Annotated in this window: 26 protein-coding genes; 14 read left to right on the top strand and 12 right to left on the bottom strand. The window is 61.1% G+C overall.

The annotated features are described in order from the left end of the window. On the top strand, positions 1-427 hold a 427-nt coding region (locus tag Q1A91_RS23065), incomplete at its 5' end, for a DUF6537 domain-containing protein (protein WP_367278708.1). A 47-nt stretch (positions 428-474) separates the two neighbouring features. Here the strand turns inward: Q1A91_RS23065 and Q1A91_RS23060 are convergent. Genes Q1A91_RS23060 through Q1A91_RS23040 form a run of 5 tightly spaced genes read right to left on the bottom strand, consistent with a single transcriptional unit; the run spans position 475 to position 6,077 of the window. Next, positions 475-1,464, bottom strand: a complete 990-nt coding sequence (locus Q1A91_RS23060; RefSeq protein WP_299883095.1) for a sugar-binding transcriptional regulator — start codon at positions 1,462-1,464, stop codon at positions 475-477. Positions 1,465-1,497: 33 nt separating this feature from the next. After that, the gene (locus Q1A91_RS23055) at positions 1,498-2,742 is read right to left on the bottom strand and encodes an acetoin dehydrogenase dihydrolipoyllysine-residue acetyltransferase subunit (protein WP_299883094.1); all 1,245 of its coding nucleotides are present in this window, start codon (positions 2,740-2,742) and stop codon (positions 1,498-1,500) included. After that, positions 2,742-3,752 (bottom strand): alpha-ketoacid dehydrogenase subunit beta, encoded by a 1,011-nt coding sequence (locus Q1A91_RS23050; RefSeq protein WP_299883093.1) that lies wholly within the window; start codon positions 3,750-3,752, stop codon positions 2,742-2,744. The genes Q1A91_RS23055 and Q1A91_RS23050 overlap by 1 nt, the downstream gene beginning before the upstream one ends. Beyond that, entirely contained in the window at positions 3,749-4,753 is a 1,005-nt protein-coding gene (locus Q1A91_RS23045; protein WP_299883091.1) for a thiamine pyrophosphate-dependent dehydrogenase E1 component subunit alpha, read from the bottom strand. Before Q1A91_RS23045 ends, Q1A91_RS23050 begins: the two co-directional genes overlap by 4 nt. After that, complete coding sequence (locus Q1A91_RS23040) at positions 4,746-6,077, bottom strand: SAF domain-containing protein (protein WP_299883089.1); 1,332 nt, start codon at positions 6,075-6,077, stop codon at positions 4,746-4,748. Before Q1A91_RS23040 ends, Q1A91_RS23045 begins: the two co-directional genes overlap by 8 nt. Positions 6,078-6,313: 236 nt before the next feature. Here Q1A91_RS23040 and Q1A91_RS23035 point away from each other — a divergent pair, with 236 nt between their 5' ends. From Q1A91_RS23035 to Q1A91_RS22990, 10 genes are all read left to right on the top strand, one after another. Next, positions 6,314-7,867 (top strand): ABC transporter substrate-binding protein, encoded by a 1,554-nt coding sequence (locus Q1A91_RS23035; protein WP_299883086.1) that lies wholly within the window; start codon positions 6,314-6,316, stop codon positions 7,865-7,867. A 36-nt stretch (positions 7,868-7,903) separates the two neighbouring features. Beyond that, a complete protein-coding gene (locus tag Q1A91_RS23030) occupies positions 7,904-8,836 on the top strand; it encodes a carbohydrate ABC transporter permease (RefSeq protein WP_299883084.1) in 933 nt (310 codons plus the stop codon). 3 nt (positions 8,837-8,839) lie between these two features. Next, the gene (locus tag Q1A91_RS23025; RefSeq protein ID WP_299883082.1) at positions 8,840-9,685 is read left to right on the top strand and encodes a carbohydrate ABC transporter permease; all 846 of its coding nucleotides are present in this window, start codon (positions 8,840-8,842) and stop codon (positions 9,683-9,685) included. A 2-nt stretch (positions 9,686-9,687) separates the two neighbouring features. Then, positions 9,688-10,737 (top strand): ABC transporter ATP-binding protein, encoded by a 1,050-nt coding sequence (locus tag Q1A91_RS23020; protein WP_299883080.1) that lies wholly within the window; start codon positions 9,688-9,690, stop codon positions 10,735-10,737. Between the two features lie 4 nt (positions 10,738-10,741). Next, positions 10,742-11,695 (top strand): carbohydrate kinase family protein, encoded by a 954-nt coding sequence (locus tag Q1A91_RS23015; protein ID WP_299883078.1) that lies wholly within the window; start codon positions 10,742-10,744, stop codon positions 11,693-11,695. A gap of 25 nt (positions 11,696-11,720) precedes the next feature. Then, positions 11,721-12,380, top strand: coding sequence for a hypothetical protein (locus tag Q1A91_RS23010; RefSeq protein ID WP_299883076.1), 660 nt, complete (start codon positions 11,721-11,723; stop codon positions 12,378-12,380). A gap of 1 nt (position 12,381) precedes the next feature. Then, on the top strand, positions 12,382-12,987 hold the full coding sequence (locus tag Q1A91_RS23005; RefSeq protein WP_299883074.1) for a hypothetical protein: 606 nt from the start codon (positions 12,382-12,384) through the stop codon (positions 12,985-12,987). Beyond that, positions 12,987-13,715, top strand: a complete 729-nt coding sequence (gene ispD, locus Q1A91_RS23000) for a 2-C-methyl-D-erythritol 4-phosphate cytidylyltransferase (protein ID WP_299883072.1) — start codon at positions 12,987-12,989, stop codon at positions 13,713-13,715. The genes Q1A91_RS23005 and ispD overlap by 1 nt, the downstream gene beginning before the upstream one ends. Positions 13,716-13,739: 24 nt before the next feature. Beyond that, on the top strand, positions 13,740-14,423 hold the full coding sequence (locus Q1A91_RS22995) for a cysteine hydrolase (RefSeq protein WP_299883070.1): 684 nt from the start codon (positions 13,740-13,742) through the stop codon (positions 14,421-14,423). Positions 14,424-14,564: 141 nt separating this feature from the next. After that, positions 14,565-15,368 carry a substrate-binding domain-containing protein gene (locus Q1A91_RS22990; protein ID WP_299883068.1) on the top strand — a complete coding sequence of 268 codons (804 nt, stop codon included), beginning with the start codon at positions 14,565-14,567 and terminating at the stop codon, positions 15,366-15,368. 6 nt (positions 15,369-15,374) lie between these two features. Here the strand turns inward: Q1A91_RS22990 and Q1A91_RS22985 are convergent, their stop codons facing one another. From Q1A91_RS22985 to Q1A91_RS22975, 3 genes are all read right to left on the bottom strand, one after another. Then, positions 15,375-16,256, bottom strand: a complete 882-nt coding sequence (locus Q1A91_RS22985) for an MBL fold metallo-hydrolase (RefSeq protein WP_299883066.1) — start codon at positions 16,254-16,256, stop codon at positions 15,375-15,377. A gap of 67 nt (positions 16,257-16,323) precedes the next feature. Then, positions 16,324-16,728, bottom strand: a complete 405-nt coding sequence (locus tag Q1A91_RS22980) for a rhodanese-like domain-containing protein (RefSeq protein WP_299883065.1) — start codon at positions 16,726-16,728, stop codon at positions 16,324-16,326. A 357-nt stretch (positions 16,729-17,085) separates the two neighbouring features. Continuing rightward, positions 17,086-18,006 carry an AraC family transcriptional regulator gene (locus Q1A91_RS22975; protein WP_299883063.1) on the bottom strand — a complete coding sequence of 307 codons (921 nt, stop codon included), beginning with the start codon at positions 18,004-18,006 and terminating at the stop codon, positions 17,086-17,088. A gap of 128 nt (positions 18,007-18,134) precedes the next feature. Between Q1A91_RS22975 and Q1A91_RS22970 the strand changes: the two genes are divergently transcribed. From Q1A91_RS22970 to Q1A91_RS22960, 3 genes are all read left to right on the top strand, one after another. Further along, positions 18,135-18,968 carry a cysteine hydrolase gene (locus Q1A91_RS22970; RefSeq protein ID WP_299883061.1) on the top strand — a complete coding sequence of 278 codons (834 nt, stop codon included), beginning with the start codon at positions 18,135-18,137 and terminating at the stop codon, positions 18,966-18,968. Positions 18,969-19,093: 125 nt separating this feature from the next. Further along, positions 19,094-19,537 (top strand): DNA starvation/stationary phase protection protein, encoded by a 444-nt coding sequence (locus Q1A91_RS22965; protein WP_299883059.1) that lies wholly within the window; start codon positions 19,094-19,096, stop codon positions 19,535-19,537. 307 nt (positions 19,538-19,844) lie between these two features. Next, positions 19,845-20,279, top strand: a complete 435-nt coding sequence (locus tag Q1A91_RS22960; protein WP_299883056.1) for a two pore domain potassium channel family protein — start codon at positions 19,845-19,847, stop codon at positions 20,277-20,279. Positions 20,280-20,292: 13 nt separating this feature from the next. On the opposite strand, the gene Q1A91_RS22955 is transcribed toward Q1A91_RS22960, so the two are convergent. From Q1A91_RS22955 to Q1A91_RS22940, 4 genes are all read right to left on the bottom strand, one after another. After that, complete coding sequence (locus Q1A91_RS22955; protein WP_299883054.1) at positions 20,293-21,039, bottom strand: SDR family oxidoreductase; 747 nt, start codon at positions 21,037-21,039, stop codon at positions 20,293-20,295. Positions 21,040-21,041: 2 nt separating this feature from the next. Then, positions 21,042-22,505 carry an aldehyde dehydrogenase family protein gene (locus tag Q1A91_RS22950; RefSeq protein WP_299883052.1) on the bottom strand — a complete coding sequence of 488 codons (1,464 nt, stop codon included), beginning with the start codon at positions 22,503-22,505 and terminating at the stop codon, positions 21,042-21,044. Between the two features lie 82 nt (positions 22,506-22,587). Beyond that, entirely contained in the window at positions 22,588-22,932 is a 345-nt protein-coding gene (locus Q1A91_RS22945) for a RidA family protein (protein ID WP_299883050.1), read from the bottom strand. 3 nt (positions 22,933-22,935) lie between these two features. Next, positions 22,936-24,840, bottom strand: a complete 1,905-nt coding sequence (locus Q1A91_RS22940; RefSeq protein WP_299883048.1) for a propionyl-CoA synthetase — start codon at positions 24,838-24,840, stop codon at positions 22,936-22,938. Between the last annotated feature and the right edge of the window lie 7 nt (positions 24,841-24,847).

Here is a 24,847-nt window from a genome sequence, read left to right as displayed (position 1 = left end):
CAATCCGAAACGGATGGCGCTGCTCAACCGACTCTTCAACAAGGGACGGCGGCTGAGGACGCACAGGCTGCGGTCGTTTGTGATGCTGCATTTTCTGGGCGGGCTGAAGGGGTATCGGCTGCGCACACGGCGGCATGAAGTGGAGGTTGCGCATCTGAAGGAATGGCTGGCTGACAGCCTGAAACCGCTTGATAGAGACTATATGCTCGCCGTTGAACTGCTGAAGAACCGGCGGCTGGTGAAAGGGTATTCCGACACCCATGTGCGCGGATTGACGAAGTTCGCCAGGGTGATGAATGCGGCCACCCTGCTGGAGGGGCGCGAGGATGCGGCGGAGTGGATGAACCGGCTGCGGGAGGCTGCTTTGCAAGACCCCGAAGGCAAAGCGCTGGCCGGGGCGATTGAAACGGTGCGGAGTTTTGTCTGAAGGAAACGCGCCGACCCGCGTGCAGACGATGCCCGGTCTATGTGGCTCTAACCGGCCTCTTCCAACAACCGTGCGCCCGTCACCTCATCCGTGATCAGCGTATCGGGTGACACCGCTTTCAGCGTTGCGCGGATGATCTTGACCTTCTCCGGCCCGCCGGAGATCAGCACCTTGTTCGGCAACCGCGCGAGGTGATCGACGGAGGCGGAAATGTTGCGCGCATTGACCGGGTGATCCAGCGGCACGCCATCGCGGTCGAGGAAGGTGTAGAGAAGATCCCCCACCGCACCGGCCTCAATCAGGGAGGTCCGCTCCGCTTCTGACACATGGCCTGCGCGGTAAGAGGTGGTCAGCGTGGTGATCCCGCCGCAGGACAGCAAAGCCACATCGCAGGCATCGGCCATGGAGATAATCCGGTCCAGCCCGCAGTGTTCCAGCAGGGCGTGTTTGGTCTGCGGCGAATCCACAATCGCAGGTGCGGGGACAAGGAAGCCTTCGGCGTCAAAGAGTTCAGCAAACTGCCAGGCGAATTCCGCCGGATTGAACCGCCGCGCCTGCGCGATGCCGCCCAGCAGCGACACGATACGCGCGCCTTCCAGTGACCGGCCCTCGATATAGGGCAGCATGGAATGCAGGGTCTGTCCCCAGCCGACGCCGACGGTGATGTTATGGTGCATCAGGCCGGACACATACTCCCCCGCTGCTGCGGCAATGACGCGGGTGGGATCGGCAGCCTGATCCGTGTGCGGGGCGAGGATTGCCTTGCGCAGACCGAATTTCTCTTCCAACCGGGTCTGTGCGTCTACCAGAGAGGTCAGCTTGGATTTGATCTGAATCACCACTTCGCCGCGCTTCTTGGCCTCAGACAGCAGGCGGGTGATCATGATGCGGTTCACACCCAGTTTCTTGGCCACGTCGGATTGGGTGTTGCCCTCAACATAATAGAGCCAGGCGGCCCGGATGCGCATCTGGCTGTGCGGATCATTCAGCGTCCGGTCGGGGATGTGCTCAACGGGGGTTGGCTGATCGTCGGGCATGGCGGCTCCTGTGCGGTGCAGGTGGTTCGCCCACTATAGCGCCGATTGCAAGAGCTTCCCAATCCCCTCTGCACGTTCGAACTGCGGCAGATGGCCGGTGGCCTCAAAGAGGTGCAGCGCGACAGGGCCGGGGGCGGTGAGGGCGTGTTGCCAGGGAATGATCTTGTCACTGCGGCCCCAGATGAGGCGGGTGGGCATACTGACCCTGTGCAGGGCGGCCTTGAGATCAAAGGCCTGTGTGCCATCGGGGAAGACGGCATGGGCCAATGCGGCTTGCGCGGCGCGCATGTGCGGATCAAGGCGGGTTTTCATCGCGGCACGGGCGTAGCCGTCGTTGATCAGGCTCTCGTCGTGGACGAGGGTTTTGAGCCAGGGGGCGAGGCTTTCGGGTTTTGTGGCGCGGGCGATCCCGGCAAGCGCGGCTTCGTTTATGTCAGGGCCAAGCCCAGCGGGCGCGATCAGCGTGAGGGACGCGATGCTGCGCGGGCGCGTGTCGGCCAGTGCAAGCGCCACCGCACCGCCGAGGCTGTGGCCAATGACATGCGCGGCATCAAGGTGCAGGTCGTCGAACGTCTGGCGGACCGTCTTGACCAGATCGGCGAAGCTGCCCACGCGCATGTTCGGGGATTTGCCGTGGCACGGCAGGTCGATGCGGATCAGGGCACGGTTTTTGAGATGCGCCTCAAGCGGTTTCCACGACATGGAATCGCTGGCAAAACCGTGGATCAGGACCAGCGGCGTGCCGGTGCCTTTGGAACGCATCACATGCAGCGCGCCGGTCTGGGCGGTGAAGGTGGCGGGGACCTCTTCCCGTGCCTGTGGCACATCTTCGGCTTGTATCCGGCCACGGGGGCCGCTGCCGGTCAGGGTCGCAAGGTCGATGTTTGCGTCACGGGCCAATGTGCGCGCACGGGGTGTGGCGCGGATGTTTTCGGTGGGAGAGGGGGGTGAAACAGGCTCTGATACAGTGGTTTCGGCGGGTTCTTCAGGTTCGGGCTGCGCTTCGGGTGCGGATACGGCAGGGGCGTCGCCCACCTCTTCGCCTTCGGCATAGAGCCACGCCACGGGTTGGCCGATGGCGACTTCGGTGCCCTCTGGTGCGGGATGGTGCAGGATGCCGTCCGCTTGCGCTTCGACCTCCATCGCGGCTTTATCTGTCTCGATATCGAACAGCGGATCCCCCTTGGCGACGGTCGCACCGGGTTCCACATGCCACGCAGCAACGGTGCCGCGCGCCATGTCCATATCGACTTTGGGCATGATCACTTCGACGGGCATCAGAGGCGGCCTTGTGCCAGTTCCGTTGCGGCGTTCAGGATGTCCGGCACCTGCGGTACGACGGCTTTTTCAAGCTCCGGGTTGTAGGGGATCGGGCTTTCCGCGCCACCGAGACGGAAGATGGGCGCATCGAGGTAATCAAACGCATCGCTTTCGGCGACCATGGCGGAGATTTCAGCACCAACGCCGAGGGTTTTGACCCCTTCATAGACACAGATCAGCCGGCCCGTCTTGCGCACGGAAGCCAGTACGGTGTCGCGGTCCATGGGGCGGATGGTGCGCAGGTCGATGACCTCGGCGTCGATACCGTTCTGGGCGAGGTCATCGGCGGCGGCGAGCGCCTTGTGCACCATGAGGGAGGTGGCGACGATGGTGAGGTCTTTGCCCTCCCGGCGCACGGCGGCTTTGCCGATGGGGATGGTGTAATGGCCCTCGGGAACGGGGCCGCGCATTTTGTAGAGGATCTTGTGCTCGAAAATCATCACCGGATCGGGGTCTTCGAGCGCGGCGAGGAGCATGCCTTTGGCGTCCTCGGGTGTGCTGGGCTGGATGACCTTGAGACCCGGCACATGACCAAGCCATGCTTCGATGCTTTGGGAGTGTTGTGCGGCCGCTCCCGTGCCGGACCCGGCAGGGAAACGCATCACCAAAGGCACGGAAACCGCGCCACCCAGCATGAAGCGGATTTTGGCGGCCTGGTTGACGATCTGTTCCATAGCCAGCGTGGCGAAGTCGGAGAACTGGAATTCGAAAATCGGACGCAACCCGGTCATGGCAGCCCCCACGGCCACGCCCGCACCGCCGAGTTCAGAGATGGGTGTGTCCATCACGCGGTCAGGGCCGTATTTGTCGATGAGGTCTCCGGTCACCTGAAACGCGCCGCCATAAACGCCGATGTCTTCGCCCATGAGCACCACGCGCTCGTCTGATCCCAGCGCGATGTCCATCGCTTCGCGGATGGCTTCGGCGTAGGAGAGCTCGCGGATGTCGGGGGCGTTCTGCATGTTCATGCAGCTTCCCCGTCGGTGTAGACAAAGCGCGTTGCCTCTGCTGCCGTGGGGGCGGGGCTGGCGTTGGCGAAGGCTATGGCGTCCTGGATGACTTGCGCGGTTTCAGTCTCTAACGCGGCAACATCGGCTTCGGACATGACCTTGTGTTCGACCAGAAGGGCGGACATGTGCAGGATGGGATCACGTGCCATCCAGTCACTGATTTCTTCCTTGGTGCGGTAGCGGTTGCGGTCGGATTTGGAGTGGCCGCGCCAGCGGTAGGTGAGGTTTTCGACAAGGCTGGGACCATTGCCGGCACGGGCGTGTGCGACGGCGGTGTCGACGGCCTCCGCCACGGCGGAGAAGTCGTTGCCGTCGACGGTGGTGCCGGGCATGTTATACGCGCTCGCGCGGTCGGCGATGTGTTTCACGGCGGTGGATTTCTCGGTCGACGTAGACATGCCGTAGCGGTTGTTTTCGCAGACGAAAACCACGGGGAGTTTCCAGACGGCGGCCATGTTCAGCGCTTCGTGGAAGGCCCCTTCATTGTTGGCCCCGTCGCCGAAGAAGCAGACGGTGACGGCACCGGTATTGAGACGTTTGGCAGACAGCGCGGCACCCACCGCGATGGGCAAGCCACCACCAACGATGCCGTTGGCCCCCAGATTACCTTTCTCCACATCCGCGATGTGCATGGAGCCACCGCGCCCGCGGCAATAACCGTCTTCCTTGCCAAAGAACTCCGCGAACATGCGGCCCAGGTCGGCCCCTTTCGCCACGCAATGGCCGTGGCCCCGGTGGGTTGAGGTGATCTTGTCCGCGTCACTCAGCGACATGCAGGATCCCACCGCAGAGGCTTCCTGCCCGATGGAGAGATGCATGGTGCCGTGGATCAGGCCACGGGTGTAGCTGTCTTCGGCACCTTCCTCGAATTTGCGGATGAGGAACATCTTGCGCAGGGCGTCCTTGAGGGTTTCCGCGTCATAGGTGCGGATGGCATAAGGCGTGTTGGGGTCAGACATTTGCGGGGTCCTTGCCGTAGAGCATTTCATCTTGCCTGCGGCGCAGATCGACGATGGGCGCATCGGGCAGGGTGGTGTTGTGGGCGGTGATCAACTCGCCTTTGGCGATGGCGGCGGTGGTGACAGCACCGGTCAGCAGGCCTGCAGGCAGGGCGCGGGCGGCGCGGGCGCGCTGCGTCTCCATCGCCCAGGCGCGGTAGGTATATTCACCGATCTGGTCGAGGGTCTCGCCCGGTTTCAGGTCGCGTTTGGCGACGGCGCAAACCTCCGCCACGGGGTTATCAAGCGGGACCATGTCCGCCTTGCCATAGAGCACCGCGCGGGCGCAGGTGAGGGGGACTTCGAGGGAGGTCAGGTGATAGGGGCGGATGAATTCAAAGTAAGGGCCGTCGCCCATTTTCAGGTCCGTGAGGCGTTCGCGGATGCGGGGGTGTTCGGCTTCGATGATCACGAAAACACCCGGAGAGACACCTTTGCCGATGGAATAATCCACGCGGCCGATGCCATCCAGCAGACCGCCGTCTTTCTTGGGGATGAGGGTTTTCGCCAGTTCCTTGGGTCCGGCGGCGGGGCCGTGCATGCCGTCGCAATCGGGGATCAATCCGGTCGCATTGCCAATCGCGCACATTTCAACAGCCGTCTTCGAGCCGTCGACGAATTCCACCAACAGGCGAGGGTTCATGTTCCGGCGCGCGGCTTCTTCCATATAGGCCTCTGGCACGGCGTCGATGTTCAGCGGGTTGTTCTTGCCCTTGCCCGCGCAGACGATCTTGTGGCCCATGGCAGAGACAAATTCGATCAGCTCCATGCAGGACGAGGGTTCATCCCCGGCCCCGAGGGAATAGACAACGCCAAGGCGGTCCGCTTCGCGGCGCAGGTAGGCGCCGATGGTCACATCCGCTTCGACGTTCATCATCACCAGATGTTTGCCGCGTTCCATGGCGCGCAGGCCAATCTCTGCCCCGACGGCGGGAATGCCTGTGGCATCAATCACCACGTCGATCAGACCTGATTCAAGGATGGCGTCAGCGTTGTCGGAGACGGCGGTCTTGCCGGATTCGATGGCGGTGTTCAAAGCATCGGTGGTATTGGCCTCGGCACTGTGGCCGTCTTCCCCATGGGCAATCGCAACGGCGCGGGCGGCGGCACCGGGGGTGATCTCTGAAATGGCGGCAACCTCAACCCCGTCCATCATGGCGGCGCGGGTGACGATGTCAGTGCCCATTTCACCCGATCCGATCAGGCCCACGCGCACGGGTTTACCGGAAGCGGCGCGGTCCGACAGGTCCTTGGCCAGACCAGTGAGAGAGATGTTCGAAGCCATGGGAGACAGGTCCTTCCGCGCTGGGGTCGTGGCACACATAATCTGAACTAACGTTCAAAAGTCAAATCATATGTTCAATCAACTGTGAAGATACTGGTTGACGTAGGGTTTAAAAAGAACAATCGTTAGGTGGAACATTCATTTGTTCAAGCCATGTCTAAAAGGCAGGGCGCTGTCGATCTTCTCCGGATGCGGGGCAGGAGCGGCACGCAAGATTATTTGGGAGGACTACGAACATGAAAAACAGTAATCACCTATCACGCCGCTCGTTTCTGAAAAGCTCATCTGCCGCAGGTCTTGCTGTGGGCGGAACAAGCTGGGGCGCGCAGGCTTTTGCAGACGGCCATCTGCCTGATCCGCAAAGCGTTCTTGATGAGATATCGATCAACAAATACGTCCGCGAGGATTACCGCGCCTTGTATGGCATGTCGGATGACAAGCCGATCTGGGACAGCAACAAGGACTGGATCCGCACCGTGGATTGGGAGGCCGTCCGGTCCGAGCTGGCCGGCACAACCGTGCGTTTTGCCATCGGTGCGGCGGATGCAGAATCAGCCGCCGAAGGTCTGGTGCCGTTTGAGAAACTCTCCGGCATCAAGGTCGAACTGGTGCCGATCCCGGATGACAGCTTCTATGACAAGGCGCTGGCGGAGTTCATTTCCGGCAATGCGTCCTTTGACGCGTTGCAGTTCTTCTCCCCCTGGCTGGGCGATTTCGCGGCACCGGGGTTCCTGGCGAGCCTTGATGACTATGCCGACAAATGGGGTCTGCCGCTGGATGACTTCTATGACACGTACCGGCTGAATTACGGCTTCTTCAACGGCAAGATGTACGGCATCCCGTTTGATTGCGACATTCAGATGGTGCACGTGCGCAAAGGCTATATGGAGACGTTGCTGGGCGGCGCGGTGGACAAGGTCAACTCCATCCCGACCTATGATGAGCTGATCCGTGTCTCTGGTGAGTTGAACAAGATCGAACCGGGTGTCAGCGGTGTCGGCATGATGGCCGCACCCGGTTTCTGGTCGACCTACACGTGGGAGCATATTGCCGCGCAGGCGGGCATGATGCTGTTTGATGAGAACTGGGAGCCGATCTTCAACGGTGACGCGGGCATGAAGGGTCTGGAGATTATCCTTGCCCTGTCCAAGAACGCCAATGAGGGCCATGCGGGTGCCGGTTGGCCGGAGAACCGCGCAGCGTGGTTGGGCGGTCAGGTGGCCACCAACATCAGTTGGCAGGACAGCGGCACGCAGGCGATGCGGCCGGATCAAAGCCAGATCGTCGACGATTTCGTCACCATCTATGAGCCACGGATTGAGGGCGGGCGGTTTGCGCCGCCGAATATCGCGGGTTCGACCTCTTGCGTGGCGGCATCTGCGCAGAACCCGGAAGGCGCGTTCCTGATGCTGGCCTTCCTGACAACTGCGTCGATCATGGCGATGAACGAAGCCAATGCGAACGGTGTGGCACCGGGGTACAAATCCGTGCTGCAAAACACCAACCTGCAAGAGGTCTCCCAGCCTGCGAAGGTCTGGGGTGACAGCCTTGAGCACGCATGGTGCTCGCCCCGTCTGCCCGGCGCCTTCCCGATTGAGCAAGCCATCGGCAACGAGATCAACCGCGCCGTCGTGGGGCAGATCAGTGCCAAGGAAGCGCTGGACAATGCTGCCGCCGCCGTCAAACAGATCATGTCGAGCAATGGGTTCTATCAGGGCAATGATCCGGTAGACTACGCCGCAGCGGCACCGGGTCTGTATGTCGGTGAAGGCAAGGACCTGCCGTTCTGATCTTGGAATAAGGCTGACGCGGACAGGATGAGATAGATGAGCACGACCAACCTGTCTGCAACCGGGGCGGCGCAATCCGCCCCGGTACGCACCTACCGCCGCCGCAGCAAACGGCTGAAGAAATGGTTCCCCTATTTGCTGGTTGCGCCCGCGGTGATCTATCTGATGATGATCACGCTGTATCCCGGCATCTACGCGATTGTGCAGAGTTTCTATGCGGTGAAGTTCGGCCCGTGGCAGCCCATTGGCTTTGGCAATTACGAACGGCTCTGGGGCGATTATCAATTCTGGGGCGCGTTGTGGAATACCTTTGTCATGGGGTCGATCGCGCTAACACTGCAATGTGTGATCGCGCTGGCGCTGGCGTTTTATGCCTATCGTGACCCTTGGGTCAAAGGCTGGCGGATCATCTTTCTGGTGCCGATGCTCTTCATGCCCTCGGCGGTGGCGTTTATTTACAAATTGTTCTTTCTGGATGCGCGGGTGTTTGCGGATTTGCTCATACGCATTGGCTTGATTGACGGGAACATCGCCTTTCAATCCTCGATCTGGATGAGCCGGTCGATATTGATCCTCGCCGATGTCTGGCAATGGACACCCTTCCTGTTCATCATCTTTGTCGCCGCCCTGCAGGGGCAGGATGAGGAGGTGGAGGAAGCGGCACGGCTTGATGGCGCGTCGTGGTGGTCGATCTTCTGGAACATTTCCCTGCCGATGATGAAACCGGTGATTGCCGTGGCACTGATCCTGCGGGGGATCGACATCACCACGATGTTCACCAACGTCTTTATCATCACCAAGGGCGGCCCGGCCTTTGGCACCGAAACGATCAGCTATTTCATCTACCGCACGGGGTTCAAGTTCTTTGACTTCGGCTATGCCTCATCCGCCTCGGTGATCATGCTGATCCTCACCATCATCATCGCGCAGCTTGTGGTGAAGCGCGCCTTTGTGTCGGCGAAGGAGTGACCGATGGCCTCGCAACGTAGAAAATCCCGCAGCGAAAGCCTGACCCTGCGCTATGCGATCCTTGGGGGATGGGCGCTGTTTTGTCTGATGCCGGTGCTGTGGTTCCTGTCGATTGGCTTCCGGCCCCGGACGGAGATCATCACCGCGCAGCCGATTTACTGGCCGACGTTCAGCCTTGATGCGTTCTGGATGATCTTTGAAGACTGGCCGATGTGGAAATATCTGCGCAATTCGGTGCTGGCGATCATCGGGTCGGTGCTGATTGATCTGGTGCTGGCCATTCCGGCGGCCTATTCGCTGTCGCGTTATACCTACCGGGGGCGGGATGACATCGGCTTTTATATCCTGTCCACCCGCATGATGGCGCCTGCGATTGTGGCGATTCCGATCTTCTTTCTGTTCCGCAACGCAGGCCTGCTGGACAGCGTCTGGGCGTTGATGCTGATCTATGCGGCGATCAATCTAAGTTTTGTGACCTGGATCATCCGATCTTACATGATGGATATCCCGAAAGAGCTGGAAGATGCCGCCAAGACCGATGGGGCCGGGGACCTGCGTATCCTATGGGAGATCATCATCCCCGCCATCCTGCCCGGCATCATCACCGCAAGCGTCATTGCGATGATCTTTGCCATCAACGAATTCCTGTTCACCCTGCTGATCGCCTCCACCCCCAACGCCTATACAATGTCGGTGGCGCTGGCGAATTTCACCGGTGGGTCGGACGGGCTGATTTACAACGCAATTGCACTGGTGGCCTTCCTCGCCTTTGTGCCGGTGTTCATCGTGGTTGTCGCGATCCAGAAGCACCTGTCACGGGGTCTGACGATGGGCGCGGTGAAAGGATAAACATGGCACGGATTGAGCTTTCGGGCATTCAGAAACGCTGGGGCAAAGTCGTAGGCGTGCGCGATGTGGATATTGAAATCGCGGATGAGGAGTTTGTGGTGTTCCTTGGCCCCTCGGGCTGCGGCAAGACGACGACGATGCGGATGATCGCGGGGCTGGAGGAGCCGACCGAGGGTGAAGTCATCATGGACGGCGAGGTGATGAACGACATCGACGCGCGCGACCGCGACGTGGCGATGGTGTTTCAGGGGTATGCTTTGTACCCCAATATGACGATTTACGAGAACATCCGCTTTCCGCTCCGCATGCGGGAGGTGCCCAAAGGCGAGCAGGACGCGCTGGTGCGGCGCGCGGCGGAGATGACGGAATTAACCGACTATCTGGACCGCAAGCCGAGCGCCTTGTCAGGTGGGCAACGGCAAAGGGCGGCGTTGGCCCGCGCGATTGTGCGCCAGCCGCAGGTGTTCCTGATGGATGAGCCGTTGTCCAATCTTGACGCCAAGTTGCGCCAGGCGATGCGGGTGCAGATCAAGCACATCCAGCGGCAGCTGAAGGTCACAACCGTTTACGTGACCCACGACCAGATCGAGGCGATGACGCTGGCCGACCGCATCGTGATCATGGAAGGCGGTGCGATCCAGCAGATTGGAACGCCTGACGACATCTACAACGACCCGGCCAACACCTTCGTCGCGGGTTTTATCGGCTCTCCGCCGATGAATTTGGTGGAGGGGGCGATTGACGCTGGCACCTTCACCGCTCAAGGCATTGAGGTCACCGGTCTGCCCGCCGCCTTGTCCGGCAACGTGGTGCTTGGTTTCCGGCCGGAGGATTGCACCGTGGGCGGCAATACCCCGCATCTGAAAGGCAGCGTCTTTGGCGTGGAGCCGACAGGCGATCTGACCTATCTGACCATCAAGGTGGGCGGTCAGCAGATTGAAGTCAAAGCTGACCGTGCCTTCCGTGCAGAGCTTGACACGGAGATCACCGTGACGTTCGATCCTGCCCGCATCTGTCTGTTTGATGCCAAGAGCGGGGAGCGGTTGCGGTAGGGTTATGACGTTTGATTACACCTCCATGGGGTTTTACACCTTTGACGCCCTGTGCCGCCCGGTGAATGACATTCCGCCGGGGGGGAATACGTTTTTTGTCGATGATTTCGCGCTGGCTGTTTCGGGTGCTGCCGGGTCGGCGGCGATTGTGGCGGCGAAACATGGGTTGCGGGTGCAGGCCGTGGGCGGTGTGGGCGAAGACCTGATGGGCGACTGGGTGCTGCGGCGGTTGGATGACTTCGGCGTTGACCGTCAGATGATGCAGCGCTGCCCGGATTTTGCGACCTCCTCCAGCATTGTGACCACGCGGCCCGATGGGGCACGTCCTGCGCTGCACAAGCTGGGCGCGACGGCGGGGTTCTATGTGGATGATAAGGCTCTGGACCGCGTGTTAGACACGAAAATCCTGCATATCGGCGGCGTGGGTCTGATGGACGCGATGGACAAGGGGCGCAATACGGAGGTGTTGGCGGAAGCCAAGAAGCGGGGTGTCACCACGACGCTGGATGTCTTTGCCTCCACCCCCGATGATCTGGCGTTGATCAAGCCGCTGCTGGCCCATACGGATGTGTTCATGCCCTCTGAGGAAGAGGCAATGGCGCTGTCCGGCCTGACGGATTTTGAAGACATTGCGCAGTTTCTGCTGGATCAGGGCACCGGGGCGGTGATCCTGACGCTGGGGGCAGATGGGGCAATGTACCGCGATCAGACGGGCGCCAAGATCGACATCCCGGCGTTCAACATCGACGTGGTCTGTACCTGTGGCTGCGGCGATTGCTTTAACGCAGGCTTCGCCACGGGGCTGCACCTGAACCGTTCGGTCGAGGATTGTATCCGGCTGGGGCAGGCAAGCTCGGCGCAGAATGCGACGGGGCTGGGATCACAGGCCGGTGTGACCGATCTGCCAACCACGCTTTCTTTCATGGAAAAGACCGCGCTGCGCCCTTATACTGTCTAATGTAGTTGACAGAAGGCCTGCTGAGATGAGCAGTTCCTATCCAAATCCACGCGCTTTGACGCTGCCCCTGCGCGACCTTGTGCGCGGGGTGCGTCAGCATGCGGGGCCTGCCGCGTCGATCGTGTCTCATGCGCTCGAAGCGCTGCCGGGGCCGCTGCGGCATGTGGTGGAGGATATCACCCCCTTTGATCCCAAAGGCGCGGGGCTGTCGGGGCCGCCGTCGCCTGCGGCGGTTGCGGGGGCGGCTGCGGCGATGCAAGGCGCGGATATGTCCGCGACAGAGATGGCGGGCTGCGCGGGCTTTGCCATTTCGGTGCTGCTGGCTGAAGCGGAGCAACCGGATTTGCTGGTCAGCGAAACGATCCTGGCAATGTGCTGGCACGACGCAGAGACAGCGCCCCATCGCGCGGCAGCGATGGTACAGGCGATGATCAAACGTGCGCCCTACGGCGTCGCGCCCGGCATGATGAACGCCCCGCGACCGGATGAAACGCTGGCGCTGCGGGTCTATATCGGGGCTGTGCTGTGGCTGCTGACCGAACCGGGCGACGCCAATACACCGGAGGAGGAACTGGTGCGCATTGCCGGGTGGCTCGGTGCGGGTTCCCTCGATGCCTGTCAGGCGGCCCTGCATGACCCGGCCGCGCTTGAGGCGATCCTGCGCGATGTGGCGGAGAGGATCTGACGTGAAAGAGGCGCTGCACGTTCTGGAAAAAAGCAACATGCCGGTGCGCAAGACCATCCGCCGTGCGCGGTGGTTTGTCAGTTCCTTCCGCGATTTCATCGCTGAGGTGGAGCAGGACACCGGGCAGGTGCTGAGCCTGGATGAACCCAAGCTGTTGCAAGCCTTCGGCAACTGGTTCCGCGCGTTTGAGGCGCAGAAATACAAGGCGCAGGAACATCGGCTGGAATATGTGACCTTTGCCGCCGGGTTGATGCTGCGCGAGCTGGTGCGCCATGGCCCGGTGACGGCGACTCCATCACAAGGATCACACGACCAACCCGCGACGTTCTGGCCGGAGGGGTATCTCTATGTCTCTTTCTGCCTTGCGGTGCGCGACGCGGTGATTGAGCAGGACTTTTCCCTCACCGCCGATACCGCGCCCAAACTGGGAGACCTGCGCGCCTGGTGGTCGTTTCGGGAGAATGTGGAAGAGGATGTGAACCTCGCCATCGGGTTCTTTGAGGAATTTGCAGGCGAAACCCCGAACTGGACGATGCCGGGGCAGTTCCTGCCGCAGCGGATTGAGAAACAATTGGGCACCAAGCCCCAGCCACGGAAGCTGACCTGATGCGCGCCTCTGTCCTGATTGTTGCAGCGGGCCGTGGGCGGCGGTTTGGGGATGAGACGCCCAAGCAGTATCTGCCGATTGCCGGTGTCTGCTCCCTCCGCCGCTGTCTGGAGACGTTCTTGTCCGTCGATGCCATTGCGATGGTGCAGCCGGTGATCCATGCAGACGATGCCGACATGTTCGCCGCTGCGATTGAAGGGCTGGACGACAGCCGCATTCTGCCGCCCGTTCTGGGCGGGGCGACACGGGCAAAATCGGTGACCTGCGGCTTGCGCGCACTGGCCGCCAACAGCCCCGATTGCGTGCTGGTCCATGACGCCGCGCGGCCCTTTGTGTCACAGCGGATCATTCTGGACGTGCTTGAGGAATTGACGCAGGCCGACGCCGCCTTTGCCGCTTTGCCCGTTGTCGATGCGCTGTGGCAGACCAGCGATGGCGCCGCGATCAACCCGGTGCCGCGCGACGGGCTGTGGCGTGCGCAGACCCCGCAGGGGTTTCGGTTTGACCCGCTGTTGTCCGCGCATCTGTCCTACGACGGCGACGCGGCGGATGATGTGGAGATTGCCCGCGCCATGGGGATCGAGGTGCGTATCGTCATGGGTGCCTCGGAGAATTTCAAGATCACCACGCCGCAGGATCTGGAACGGGCCGAGCAGGTCGTGGCCAATGACGCCACCAAAGAGCAGGCGGTGATTGCCCATCTGCCGCTGCACGCGGGGCGTGGATAAGGCTCTAACGCGGGGGAATGCGCCATGCACAGCGTTGGGATCAGGGATGAGATCAAGGACCGCGTGATTGCGCGCCGGGGCAAGGTGCACCTGTTTGACCGCTTTGATCCCGCCCGCACCGCTGTGATCGTGATCGACATGCAGGCGACCTTCTGCGCCGAAGGAGCCCCCGCCGAAGTGCCGCTGTCACGGGGATTGGTGGGGCCGATCAACCGTCTGAACGGGCTGGTGCGGCAGGCCGGTGGCCATGTGATCTGGATCAACCACGCCAATGACAACACCGGCGGCCGCAGCGATTGGGACGGGTTCTATAACAGGTTTGTTGCAGACGATGTACGTGCGCAGACCATTGCCAGCATGGCCCCCGGCAGTCCGGGTCAGGAGATCTGGGAAGGGCTGGAAGTGGCGGAGAAGGACCTGCGGCTGATCAAGAACCGCTACTCCGCGCTGATCCCCGGATCGTCGGCGCTGGAACGGGTGCTCCGGTCACTGGGCGTGGATACCCTGCTGATCACAGGCACCAAAACCAACGTCTGCTGCGAATCCACTGCGCGGGACGCGATGATGATGGATTTCAAGGTGGTCATGGTCGAAGACGCCACTGCCACCCTGTCCGATGACGAACATCGCGCCGCGTTGGAGACGATGATCCAGCAATTCGGTGACGTGATGACCGTTGATGAGATCGCCGAACGCCTGCCGTCCTGAGAAAATGCAAATCAGCAGGTCTCGACTGATCTGGATCAATATCGCCACCCGAAATTGACGCATTCCGTTTGAAGCACCGGGCCGTATTTGCCACAACAAGGCAGTGCCCCCAAACCCCCTTTGGACAGGAGACAACAGGCGATGAAGCGACTTATTCTTGCAGGACTTTTTGCGGTTGTGGGCGGGCTCGCATCAGCGCAGGACAGCATCAAACTGGCGGTCACCACGTCGTTTCACAACTCCGGCCTGTCCGAGGTCCTGTTGCCTGAAATCGCCAATGATCTGGGGTTTGACGTGCAGTTGCTGGTGGTCGGCACCGGGCAGGCGCTGAAGCTGGGGGAAGCGGGTGATGTGGATGCGATCCTCGTGCATTCGCGCGCGGCGGAGGAAGCCTTTGTCGCCGATGGTTTCGGCACCCACCGGCGGGAGATCATGTACAACGATTTCGTGGTGATCGGCCCTGCGGATGATCCTGCGGGCGTTCAGGAAGTGCCCACTGCGGCAGCCGCGTTGCAGGCCATCGCGGGTGCCCGCGCGACCTTTGTCAGCCGCGGCGATGACAGCGGCACCCACAAGAAGGAGCTGTCGCTGTGGTCCGCCGCCGGATTGGACGCGGGCGCGTTTGACGGCTGGTACAGGGCGGTGGGCGCGGGCATGGGCGCCGCTCTAAACACCGCCTCCGGCATGAACGCCTATATCATGTCCGACCGCGCAAGCTGGCTGAATTTCGGCAACAAAGGCGATCTGGCGCTGCTCTTTGCCGGCGATCCGGTGCTGTTCAACCAATACGCCTACCTGCCGGTGAACCCCACGCGCCATCCGCATGTGAAGAATGATCTGGTGATGCAGCTGGAAGGCTGGCTGACCAGCCCGCGCGCGGCCACGTTGATCAACAGCTATACGATCAACGGAGAGACGTTATTTACCTTCAATGCGGGGGAGTAGCCTGCATCAGAGCCTGTTCACCGGCGTCTTCAGCATCATATTCCCATCCGCATCCGTCGGCACCTCGCCCCCGCGCATGTTGACCTGCAAGGATGGCAGGATCAGCTTGGGCACGGACAATTGCGCGTCCCGTTCGGTGCGAAACTTGATGAACTCTTCGCGTGATTTGCCACCGCCCACGTGAATGTTGGAAGCGCGTTGGTCGCCAATCGTTGTCTCCCACGAAATGGCGCGGCCGCCGGGGCCGTAGTCGTGGCAGATAAAGAGCCGCATCGCATCCGGCAGGGACAGCACCCGCTGGATGGAATCGTAGAGTTGCCCCGCGTCCCCGCCCGGAAAATCACAGCGGGCAGAGCCGCCGTCCGGCATGAACAACGTATCGCCCGCAAAAGCCGCATCGCCGATCACATGCACCATGCAGGCAGGCGTGTGTCCGGGCGTGTGCATCGCAAAGCCCGTAAGCCCGCCGATCTGGTAGGTGTCACCATCCGCAAACAGCGCATCAAACTGCGAGCCGTCGCGCTGGAACTCCGTCCCTTCGTTGAAGATCTTGCCGAAGGTGTCCTGCACCGTCTGCACATGTTCGCCGATGCCGATCTTGCCGCCCAGTGCGTCCTGAATATAGGGCGCGCCGGAGAGGTGGTCGGCATGCACATGGGTCTCAATGATCCATTCGAGCGTCAGGCCGTTGTCGCGGATATGCGCGATCATCTGGTCGGCACAGCCAAAGGTCAGACGCCCTGCGGCCTGGTCAAATTCCATCACTGGATCAATCACCGCACAGGCGGTTGAGCCGGGGTCGCGCACCACATAGCTGATGGTATTCGATTCAGGGTCAAAGAACCCCAGAACGTCCGGCTTTTGCGACATATCGACGGGCAAGGTCATGGCGTATCCTCCCTTTTTCATCGGGGATGATGCGCTATTTTTGCCCGTCTGGGAAGGCGCTGTGCTGCTACGATTTGTCCTCGTCCCGTGCGACGGGACCACCGTGCTTTTCCCAGGTCGAGAAGCCCTCTTTCAGGTGTGCGGCGTCAAACCCCATGTCCTGCAAGGTGGCCACCGTGATCGCGGATCGCCAGCCGGAGGCGCAGTGAAAGACGTATTTCTTGCCCTCCTGGGCAAAGACATCCTTGTGATAGGGGCTGTCGGGATCGACCCAGAATTCGATCATCCCGCGCGGGGCATGAAAGGCACCGGGGATATAGCCCGTCCGCTCGCGTTCGCGCGGGTCACGGATGTCGACGATCACCACATTAGGGTCCTCAACCATGGCGATCAGATCGGGGGTTTCGATTTCCTCGATCCGGGCGCGGGCGTTAGCAACCATTTGTGCGGCAGAGATTTTCAGCGAGGGCATGGGGCTGGGTCCTTGTTGATGTGTCTGTCCTGCGTATGTGGGCAAGGATGGCAGAGGCTGCAAGGCGTTTTGCGTGTTGGCGGGTATTGTGGGGCGGGTTCAGAGTCATGAGATAACATAATGGCTATTATCACATCTTTGGATCGCTTGAGGGTGGATTCACAAACGAAGTGCAAATTCTTTATGAAAACAGAGCCTTGCATGGAGAATGAAGAATGGGAAGCCACTGCTGTCACCTGAAGTTGGATGACCGCTATGAGCCCTTCGTGCTGCGGTTCCAACGAAGGTCCGCTTCAGCCGGTTTGTTGTGCTTGATGCACGCATGAACGCCAAACTTGGCGAAAGCGATACCCAAAATCACAGCATTCTGACCGCTTTGCGGAATGCACTGGGGCTTTGGCCGGATGTCGCTTCGAATGCGCGGCTAAAGGCACTGCGGCTTGAAAATCCGACGGATTCAGCGACGCGCTTCATTGGTAAATCTGTATTGCGTAGCAGGTCACCCGCCTTGCGAACCCGCAGATTGCGCAGCAGCTCCATCGGACCTGCGCCGTATGCGTCGGAAAAGCGCTTCGCAAACGCGGCCCGGCTCATGCCCGCAATGTCCGCGAGGGTTTCGACAGAATACGGCTTGCCCGGGTCGTTCAGCATCGCATTCAGCGCTTTCCACAGCATCGGATCACGCAGCGCAGCCATCCAATCCAACGGCCCGTCCTGCTCGGTCATGCGTTTGCGCATCATGACAATCACAGCCTGCATCAACAAAACCCGGATCAGGGCGCGGCTGCCGACGCTGGGCTCGCACACTTCGCGCATTAATGTGTCGACCAACACCATCAGGTCGCCGCCGGGTTCGGCACGCGTCACCAGTGGTTCACGGATCAAGTTGACCACATCCGTCGCCCCCATGAGCCCAATATTGACATGAGCACAAAGTGCGATCAAGCGGCTGACGCTGTCGGCACTTTCATCTGGAACCGATTTGAGGACCCGCGCCAGGTTCAGTGCCGCTGGTTTGCACGATGGTCCGGGCACGACCGTCGCACCATCATTCAAGACCTCGTGGCTGTTCAGCGATGGGATCAATACCAGACTGCCCTTGGAAATCTTGATCGGGGCCTGCCCCCGCATCGTGATCTGGCCCTCACCGCACAGTATGTAGTGCAGAGTCACCGCCGCATCCGGCTTGAGGGCAACATGGCAGGTTCCGTGAATCTCACAGATCGCAAACGGCTCCGTACGGATATCGAGTTGATCGAAAATGTGGTCATAGCTCATCAGGTGTCTTTGGCCTTAAACTTCTTTGTCGTCACGGAAATTTTCGGACCTGGTCCAAATCAAGACGAAAAGGCACACCAATTGTCACACATAAGGCTTCTCGATACATCCAAAGAAGGAATGACCTTATGTGCAATTGCGATGACCATGATCACGGTGGCAAGAAACTATCACGTCGCGCGGCGCTGACCACCGGTCTGGCCGGGACTGCGGCGGCTGCCACTGCGCTGGCAGGGACCGCTCAAGCGCAAGAGACGGCCAACCCCTATGCAGAACCGGCCGCGCCTGCATTGCCGCCCTCAGACATGAAACTCGACCTGAGCCGCGCGGCCCTGGTGGTAACCGACCCGCAGAACGATTTCCTCAGCCCCGATGGCGTGACCTGGGGTGTGATTGGTGCGTCGGTCACCGAACTCAACACGGTCGAGAACATCGAAACGCTGTTCCGCACGGCCAAGGAACACGACATCACCACCGCCGTTTCGCCGCATTACTACTTTCCAACAGACCATGGTTGGAAGTTCGAGGGTGCGTTGGAAAAGCTGATGCACCAGATAGGCATGTTTGACCGCAAAGGTCCTTTGAACGTCGAAGGTTTCGAAGGCTCTGGCGCGGACTGGTTGGAGCGATACAAGCCCTACATCAACGATGGCAAGACCATCGTGACCTCGCCTCACAAGATGTACGGCAATGACACCAACGATTTGACGCTGCAACTGCGCAAGCAAGGTGTGGATCAGGTTATTCTGGCGGGTATGTCGGCCAACCTCTGCACGGAATCGCATATGCGAGAATTGATCGAGAACGGTTTCGAAGTGGCCGTGGTGCGGGATGCAACCGCTGCGGCGCAATTGCCCGAGGGGGACGGATACCTTGCTGCCCTGATCAACTTCCGCTTCATCGCCAACGCGGTCTGGAGCACTGAAGAAGCAGTCGCACAAATCAAGGCGGCTGTTCTCTAGACGCCCGCTTCCCCAAGGCGCTCTGACCCAGGTCAGGGCTATGCCGTGCCCTCTATCGGTGTCTCCGATGGCGGGTACGGTCATAGCCTTGTTCGCGCGAGGAGACCAAAATCATAGGACAAAGAATGAAATCAAACTCCGTCAAGGAAGACACAATAAGGGTGGTTTTAGGCGCGGTTTTCCGCCTTTACGTCCAAAGTCACTGTTATCATTGGAATGTGGAAGGTCCAAACTTCCGCAGCTTGCACGCCATGTTTGAGACCCAATACCAGACGCTCAACGGGTTCATCGATGCGATCGCAGAGCGGCTGCGTGTGCTGGGTGTCAAAGCACCTGCATCATTGGATGAGCTGCTTGCCTTATCCAAGGCGACCCAGGATTCGACCGCCCAGACGACAGATGAAATGCTGGCAAATCATTGCGCCGATTTTCAGGGCTTCATTGATGTTCTCCGCAATGCGATTCAGGTTCTTGCTGATGTCCGGGATGATGGCACGGTCGGGATTCTGTCCGACATTCTCGAATGGTGTGAAAAGGAGTGCTGGATGATGTCAGCCACGATGAAATAGTGCTGAAGCGCTCGATATGGCAGTATCAATTCCACCTGCGTCGGAATAGTCACCCGCCTCAAGCATAAGTTGAGTTTGGGCAAAGCGGTCATTGGTCGCCAAGAGCTATCGGGCAGCAAAGTCCCCCACACCCGTCATTCCCACTTCAAACACCCAGGACAGATACAAACGCAGCGTCTTATGCCGGCCGCCCCACCCGCGCAGGGGCGTTCACTCCCTGCCAACATCCGGTTTTGCTCTGCCTGCATCCATGGCAAACTCGCCCCATGCGTCGCACCCACGGGACGCGCAAAAAGGAACGCCGCCGATGTTTGAGCAACTGTTGCTGGGGTCCACCCTCACCCTCGTGTCGCTGGTCGGCGGGGCGATGATGTGGTGGATGTTGAACGAAGCGCTCCTGCGGATGGAAACCTGGCTGCGGCGGCCGCCAAAACCGGTGAAGTCCTTTGTGGTGGTGATGATGGTCATCTTCTCGACCATGGCGATGATGACCTTCGGCGTCTGGCTCTGGGCGGTGACCTTCTGGTCGCTGTCCGTTTTCCCCACGCTGGAGGGCGCGGTTTATTACGCGCTGGTCGCCTATACCACCTTGGGGCTGGGCGATGTGGTTGTCCCGCCCGAGCGGCATCTGCTGGGCGGGATGACGGCGGCGAACGGGTTCTTGATGTTCGGCCTGATGACCGCGATGCTGACCGACACGCTGCGCCACATCCGGCGGGTGCAGCATAACTTGCCGGATTAGGGTCTGTTTACATTCAGATGCAGCGACCGCCGTCGACTTCCATGCAAACACCCGTGATCATGCTCGCCTCGTCCGAGCACAGGTAGCACGCCGCGTTGCCCATGTCCTCCGCCGTGGAAAAGCGGCCCAGCGGGATGGTGGACAGGAACTTCGCCCGCATCTCCGGCGTGTCTTCGCCCATGAAGCTCTTCAAGAGCGGCGTTTCCCCGGCCACGGGGTTCAGCGCGTTGACGCGGATGCCCTCGGGCGCAAGCTCAACCGCCATGCCTTTGGTCGCGTTGTTCATCCAGCCTTTGGAGGCGTTGTACCAGTTCAGCCGCGGGCGCGGGCTGACCCCGGCGGTGGACGCGACATTGAGGATCACACCTGCGCCCTGCGCCTTCATCACCGGGACAATCGCGCGGGCGGTCAGGTAGACGGATTTGCAATTCACGGCAAAGACCTTGTCGAAATCCTCTTCCGTGACGTCTTCCATCGGGCTGGGCAGATGGGTCGTGCCCGCGTTGTTGACCAGAATGTCGATGCGGCCAAAAGCATCCAGCGTGGCTTGGCCCATCGTCTCAACCTCATCGCCATTGGCAACATTGGCCTGCACCACACGCACATTGCCGCCGACCTCCCGTGCGACGTCCTGCGCCATGTCGGTGTTGAGATCGGCGATCATCACCTGTGCGCCTTCGGCCACAAACTTGCGCACAATCCCCGCGCCAAAACCCGATGCACCGCCTGTCACGATGGCTGTCTTCCCTGTCAGTCTCATGTTCAATCCTTCTCTGCGTGAAACGCCGCGACGGTTTTCAGGGATGAAAACCCATAGAGCGCCTCGAACCCCTTTTCGCGGCCATGGCCGGACAGGCCCGTGCCACCAAAGGGCAGTTCCACCCCGCCGCCCGCACCGTAGTTGTTGATAAACACCTGCCCCGCGCGCAGCTTTTTCGCCAGCCGCATCTGCCGCGCGCCGTTCTCCGACCAGACAGAGGCGACAAGGCCGAAGTCCGTGCCATTGGCGATCTGCACCGCCTGCGCTTCGTCGTCAAAGGGGATGACAACCTGCACCGGGCCAAAGATCTCATCCTGCGCCAGCCTATGGTCCGGCGCGACCCCGGTGAAGAGCGTGGGGGCGACGTAAGCACCACCGCTTGGTGCACGCTCCACGACGTGCCCCTGTGCCGCGACCTCCAGATCTGCGCCTTTCGCGATGAACTCCTCGACGATCTCCTTCTGGCGGCCAGAGACGAGCGGCCCGACCTCCAGATCATCCAACGCAGGCCCGGCGCGCAACGCGCCATATCGGCCAGCCATCTTGCTCACGACTTCATCATACCGATTGCGGTGCACCAGAATGCGCGAGGAGGCCGAACAGGTCTGCCCTGCATTCTGAATGCCTGCGTTCACCAGAAACGGCAGCGCCGCGTCCACATCTGCATCCTCAAACACCAGCTGCGGGGATTTCCCGCCCAGCTCCAGCGTCACGGGCACCACGTTTTGCGCCGCCGCCGTCTGGATCAATTTGCCCACGCCCACCGACCCGGTGAAAGACATGTGATGCACGCCGGGATGCGCGCTCAGCGCCGCGCCCGCTTCCGCGCCAATCCCCGGCACCACGTTCAGCGCGCCGGTCGGAAGCCCTGCCCGGTGGGCCAGTTCGGCGAAGGCCAGCGCCGTCAGACAGGCCTCCTCCGCCGGTTTCAAAACGCAGGCGTTGCCCACGGCCAGCGCCGCGCCGACCGACCGCCCGATGATCTGCATCGGGTAGTTCCAGGGGATGATATGCCCCGTCACCCCATGCGGTTCCCGCAGGGTGTAAACGGTGTAGCCATCAAGATAGGGAATGGTCGCGCCATGCAGCTTGTCGGCACTCCCGGCATAGAATTCCATATACCGCGCCAGCGCCACAACATCGGCCCGCGCCTGTGTCAGCGGCTTGCCCACGTCCAGCGCTTCCAGCTGCGCCAACTCCTCGATGTTCTCCAACACCAGGGCGCCAATGCGGGCCAGCACGCGGCCCCGCTCCACCGCCGTGGCGCGGCCCCAGTCGCTGGCCAGCGCAGCTTCGGCAGATGTCACCGCCGCGTCGATATCCGCCGCCTGCCCGCGGGCGATGGCACACAGCGTGCTGCCGTCTGAGGGGTTGATCAGATCAAGGGTCTGCCCCGTTTCCGGCGCGCACCATTTGCCCCCGATGAAACAAAGCGCGGCATCCATGCCGAGCGGTTCAATCGACATAACCAACTTCCTCCCTGGCAGGCACAGCTTCGGGGCTGCACCTCTCTTCAAATGACCTGCGCCGCGCCCTGACGTGGGGCAGTCATTCTTTCACCGCCGCCGTCACAATCACCTCGACCTTCAGCACGTCGCGGGCCAGCTTCGCTTCGCCACACGCACGCGCGGGGGCATGGCCGTCAGGCACCCAGGCGTCCCAGACCGCGTTCATCTCTGCAAAATCCGCCATGTCGGCCAGCCAGATCACCGCCTGCAACATATGCTCCCGACTTGATCCCGCATCCACCAGCAGCGCATCGACGCGGGCCAGACAATCGGCGGTCTGCTCGGCCACCGTCGCCCCCTCGCCCACCTGACCGCAGAGGTAAACCGTGCCGTTGTGCTTGACGATCTTGCTCATCCGCGCGCCGGTGTGCATCCGTTCAATCATTGCTTATCCAATCAACTTGCGCGCCGTCAGCGCTTCGGAAATCTCATCCAGAATGGCCGGATCATCAATCGCCGCAGGCATCTTGAACTCTGCCGCATCCGCGATCTTCTGCACCGTCCCGCGCAGCACTTTGCCCGACCGTGTCTTGGGCAGGCGTTTCACCGCCACAGCTGTCTTGAACGCCGCCACCGCGCCGATCTTGGCGCGCACCAGCTGCACCAGCTCTTTCTCCAGCTCCGCCGCGTCGCGGCCCGCGCCATCGTTGGTCACATACAGCCCCAGCGGCATCTGCCCCTTCAGGTCATCCGCCTTGCCCACCACCGCGCATTCGGCAATGTCGGGATGGCTGGCCAGCACTTCTTCCATGGCACCCGTGCTCAACCGATGCCCCGCCACGTTGATGATGTCATCGGTCCGCGCCATGATGAAGAGATAGCCATCCTCATCCACGATCCCGGCGTCCGAGGTGGCGTAATAGCCCGGAAAGTCGTTCATGTAGGAGGACAGGAACCGTTCTTCGGCATTCCACAGCGTCGGGAAGACCGAGGGAGGCAGCGGCAGCTTGCATACGATGTTGCCCAGCGTACCGGGGGCGACCTCCTTGCCCGCGTCATCCAGCACATGAATGTCATACCCCGGCATCGGCTTGCCGGGTGAGCCGAGTTTGACCGGCAACATGCCCAGACCCAGCGGATTGCCGGAAATGGTCCAGCCGGTTTCGGTCTGCCACCAGTGGTCGATCACCGGAACATTCAGCTTGTCCTGCGCCCATTCGATCGTGGCAGGGTCTGACCGTTCGCCTGCCAGAAACAGCGACCGCAACTTGCTGAGGTCATAGTCCGCCAGCAGCGCGCCCTTGGGGTCTTCCTTCTTGATCGCGCGAAAGGCCGTGGGCGCCGTGAACAGCGACACCACATCATGATCCTGCATCACCCGCCAGAACGCGCCCGCATCCGGCGTGCCCACGGGTTTGCCTTCATACACCAGTGTGGTGCAGCCGTGCAGCAGCGGCGCGTAACAGATATAGGAATGGCCCACGACCCAACCCACGTCGGAGGCGGCCCAGAACACTTCGCCCGGTTTGATGTCATAGATGTTCGGCATCGACCATTTCAACGCGACCATATGCCCGCCGTTGTCGCGCACCACGCCCTTGGGCTGGCCCGTCGTGCCGGAGGTATAGAGGATATAAAGCGGATCGGTCGCCGCGACGGGAACGCATTCCGTCCCCTGCCCCGCGTCAATCGCGGCACCCACGGCGGCGGCATAATCCACATCGCGGCCTTCGGTCAGATCGCAGGTCTGCGTCTCCCGCTGCAAAATCACACAGCCCGTGGGCTTGGACGTCGACATCTCAATCGCTTCATCCAGCAGCGGTTTGTAGGCAATCACCCGCCCCGGCTCGATCCCGCAGGAGGCGGAGATGATCACCTTGGGCGCGGCATCATCAATCCGTGTCGCCAGTTCCTTGGCCGCAAAGCCGCCGAACACCACCGAATGCACCGCGCCCAGCCGTGCGCAGGCCAGCATCGCGAAGACCGCCTGCGGCACCATCGGCATGTAGATGACAACACGGTCGCCCTTCTCCACACCCATCCCGCGCAGCACATGGGCCAGCGCGCTGATCTGCGTCTGCGCTTCCGCATAGGTGTAGCGCGCCACCGTCTCCGTCACCGGGCTGTCGTAGATCACCGCCAGCCGGTCGCCGTGCCCGGCCTCCACATGGCGGTCGATCGCGTTGTAACAGGTGTTGCAGGTCGCGCCGTCAAACCAGCGGCCATAGACGCCTTTGTCAGGGTTCAGGACATGGGTCGCTGGTGTGAACCAATCAATATCTTCCGCTGCCCCGGCCCAGAACGCCTGTGGATCAGCTGCCCATGCAGCATAGGTTTCTTCATATGTTGGCATGTTGTCT

It is taken from the genome of uncultured Sulfitobacter sp., from assembly GCF_947500075.1.
In the GTDB taxonomy this organism is placed as follows: Bacteria; Pseudomonadota; Alphaproteobacteria; order Rhodobacterales; family Rhodobacteraceae; genus Sulfitobacter.
The sequence above is the reverse complement of the archived record's forward strand: the minus strand, read 5'-3'. Positions and strand labels throughout refer to the sequence as shown.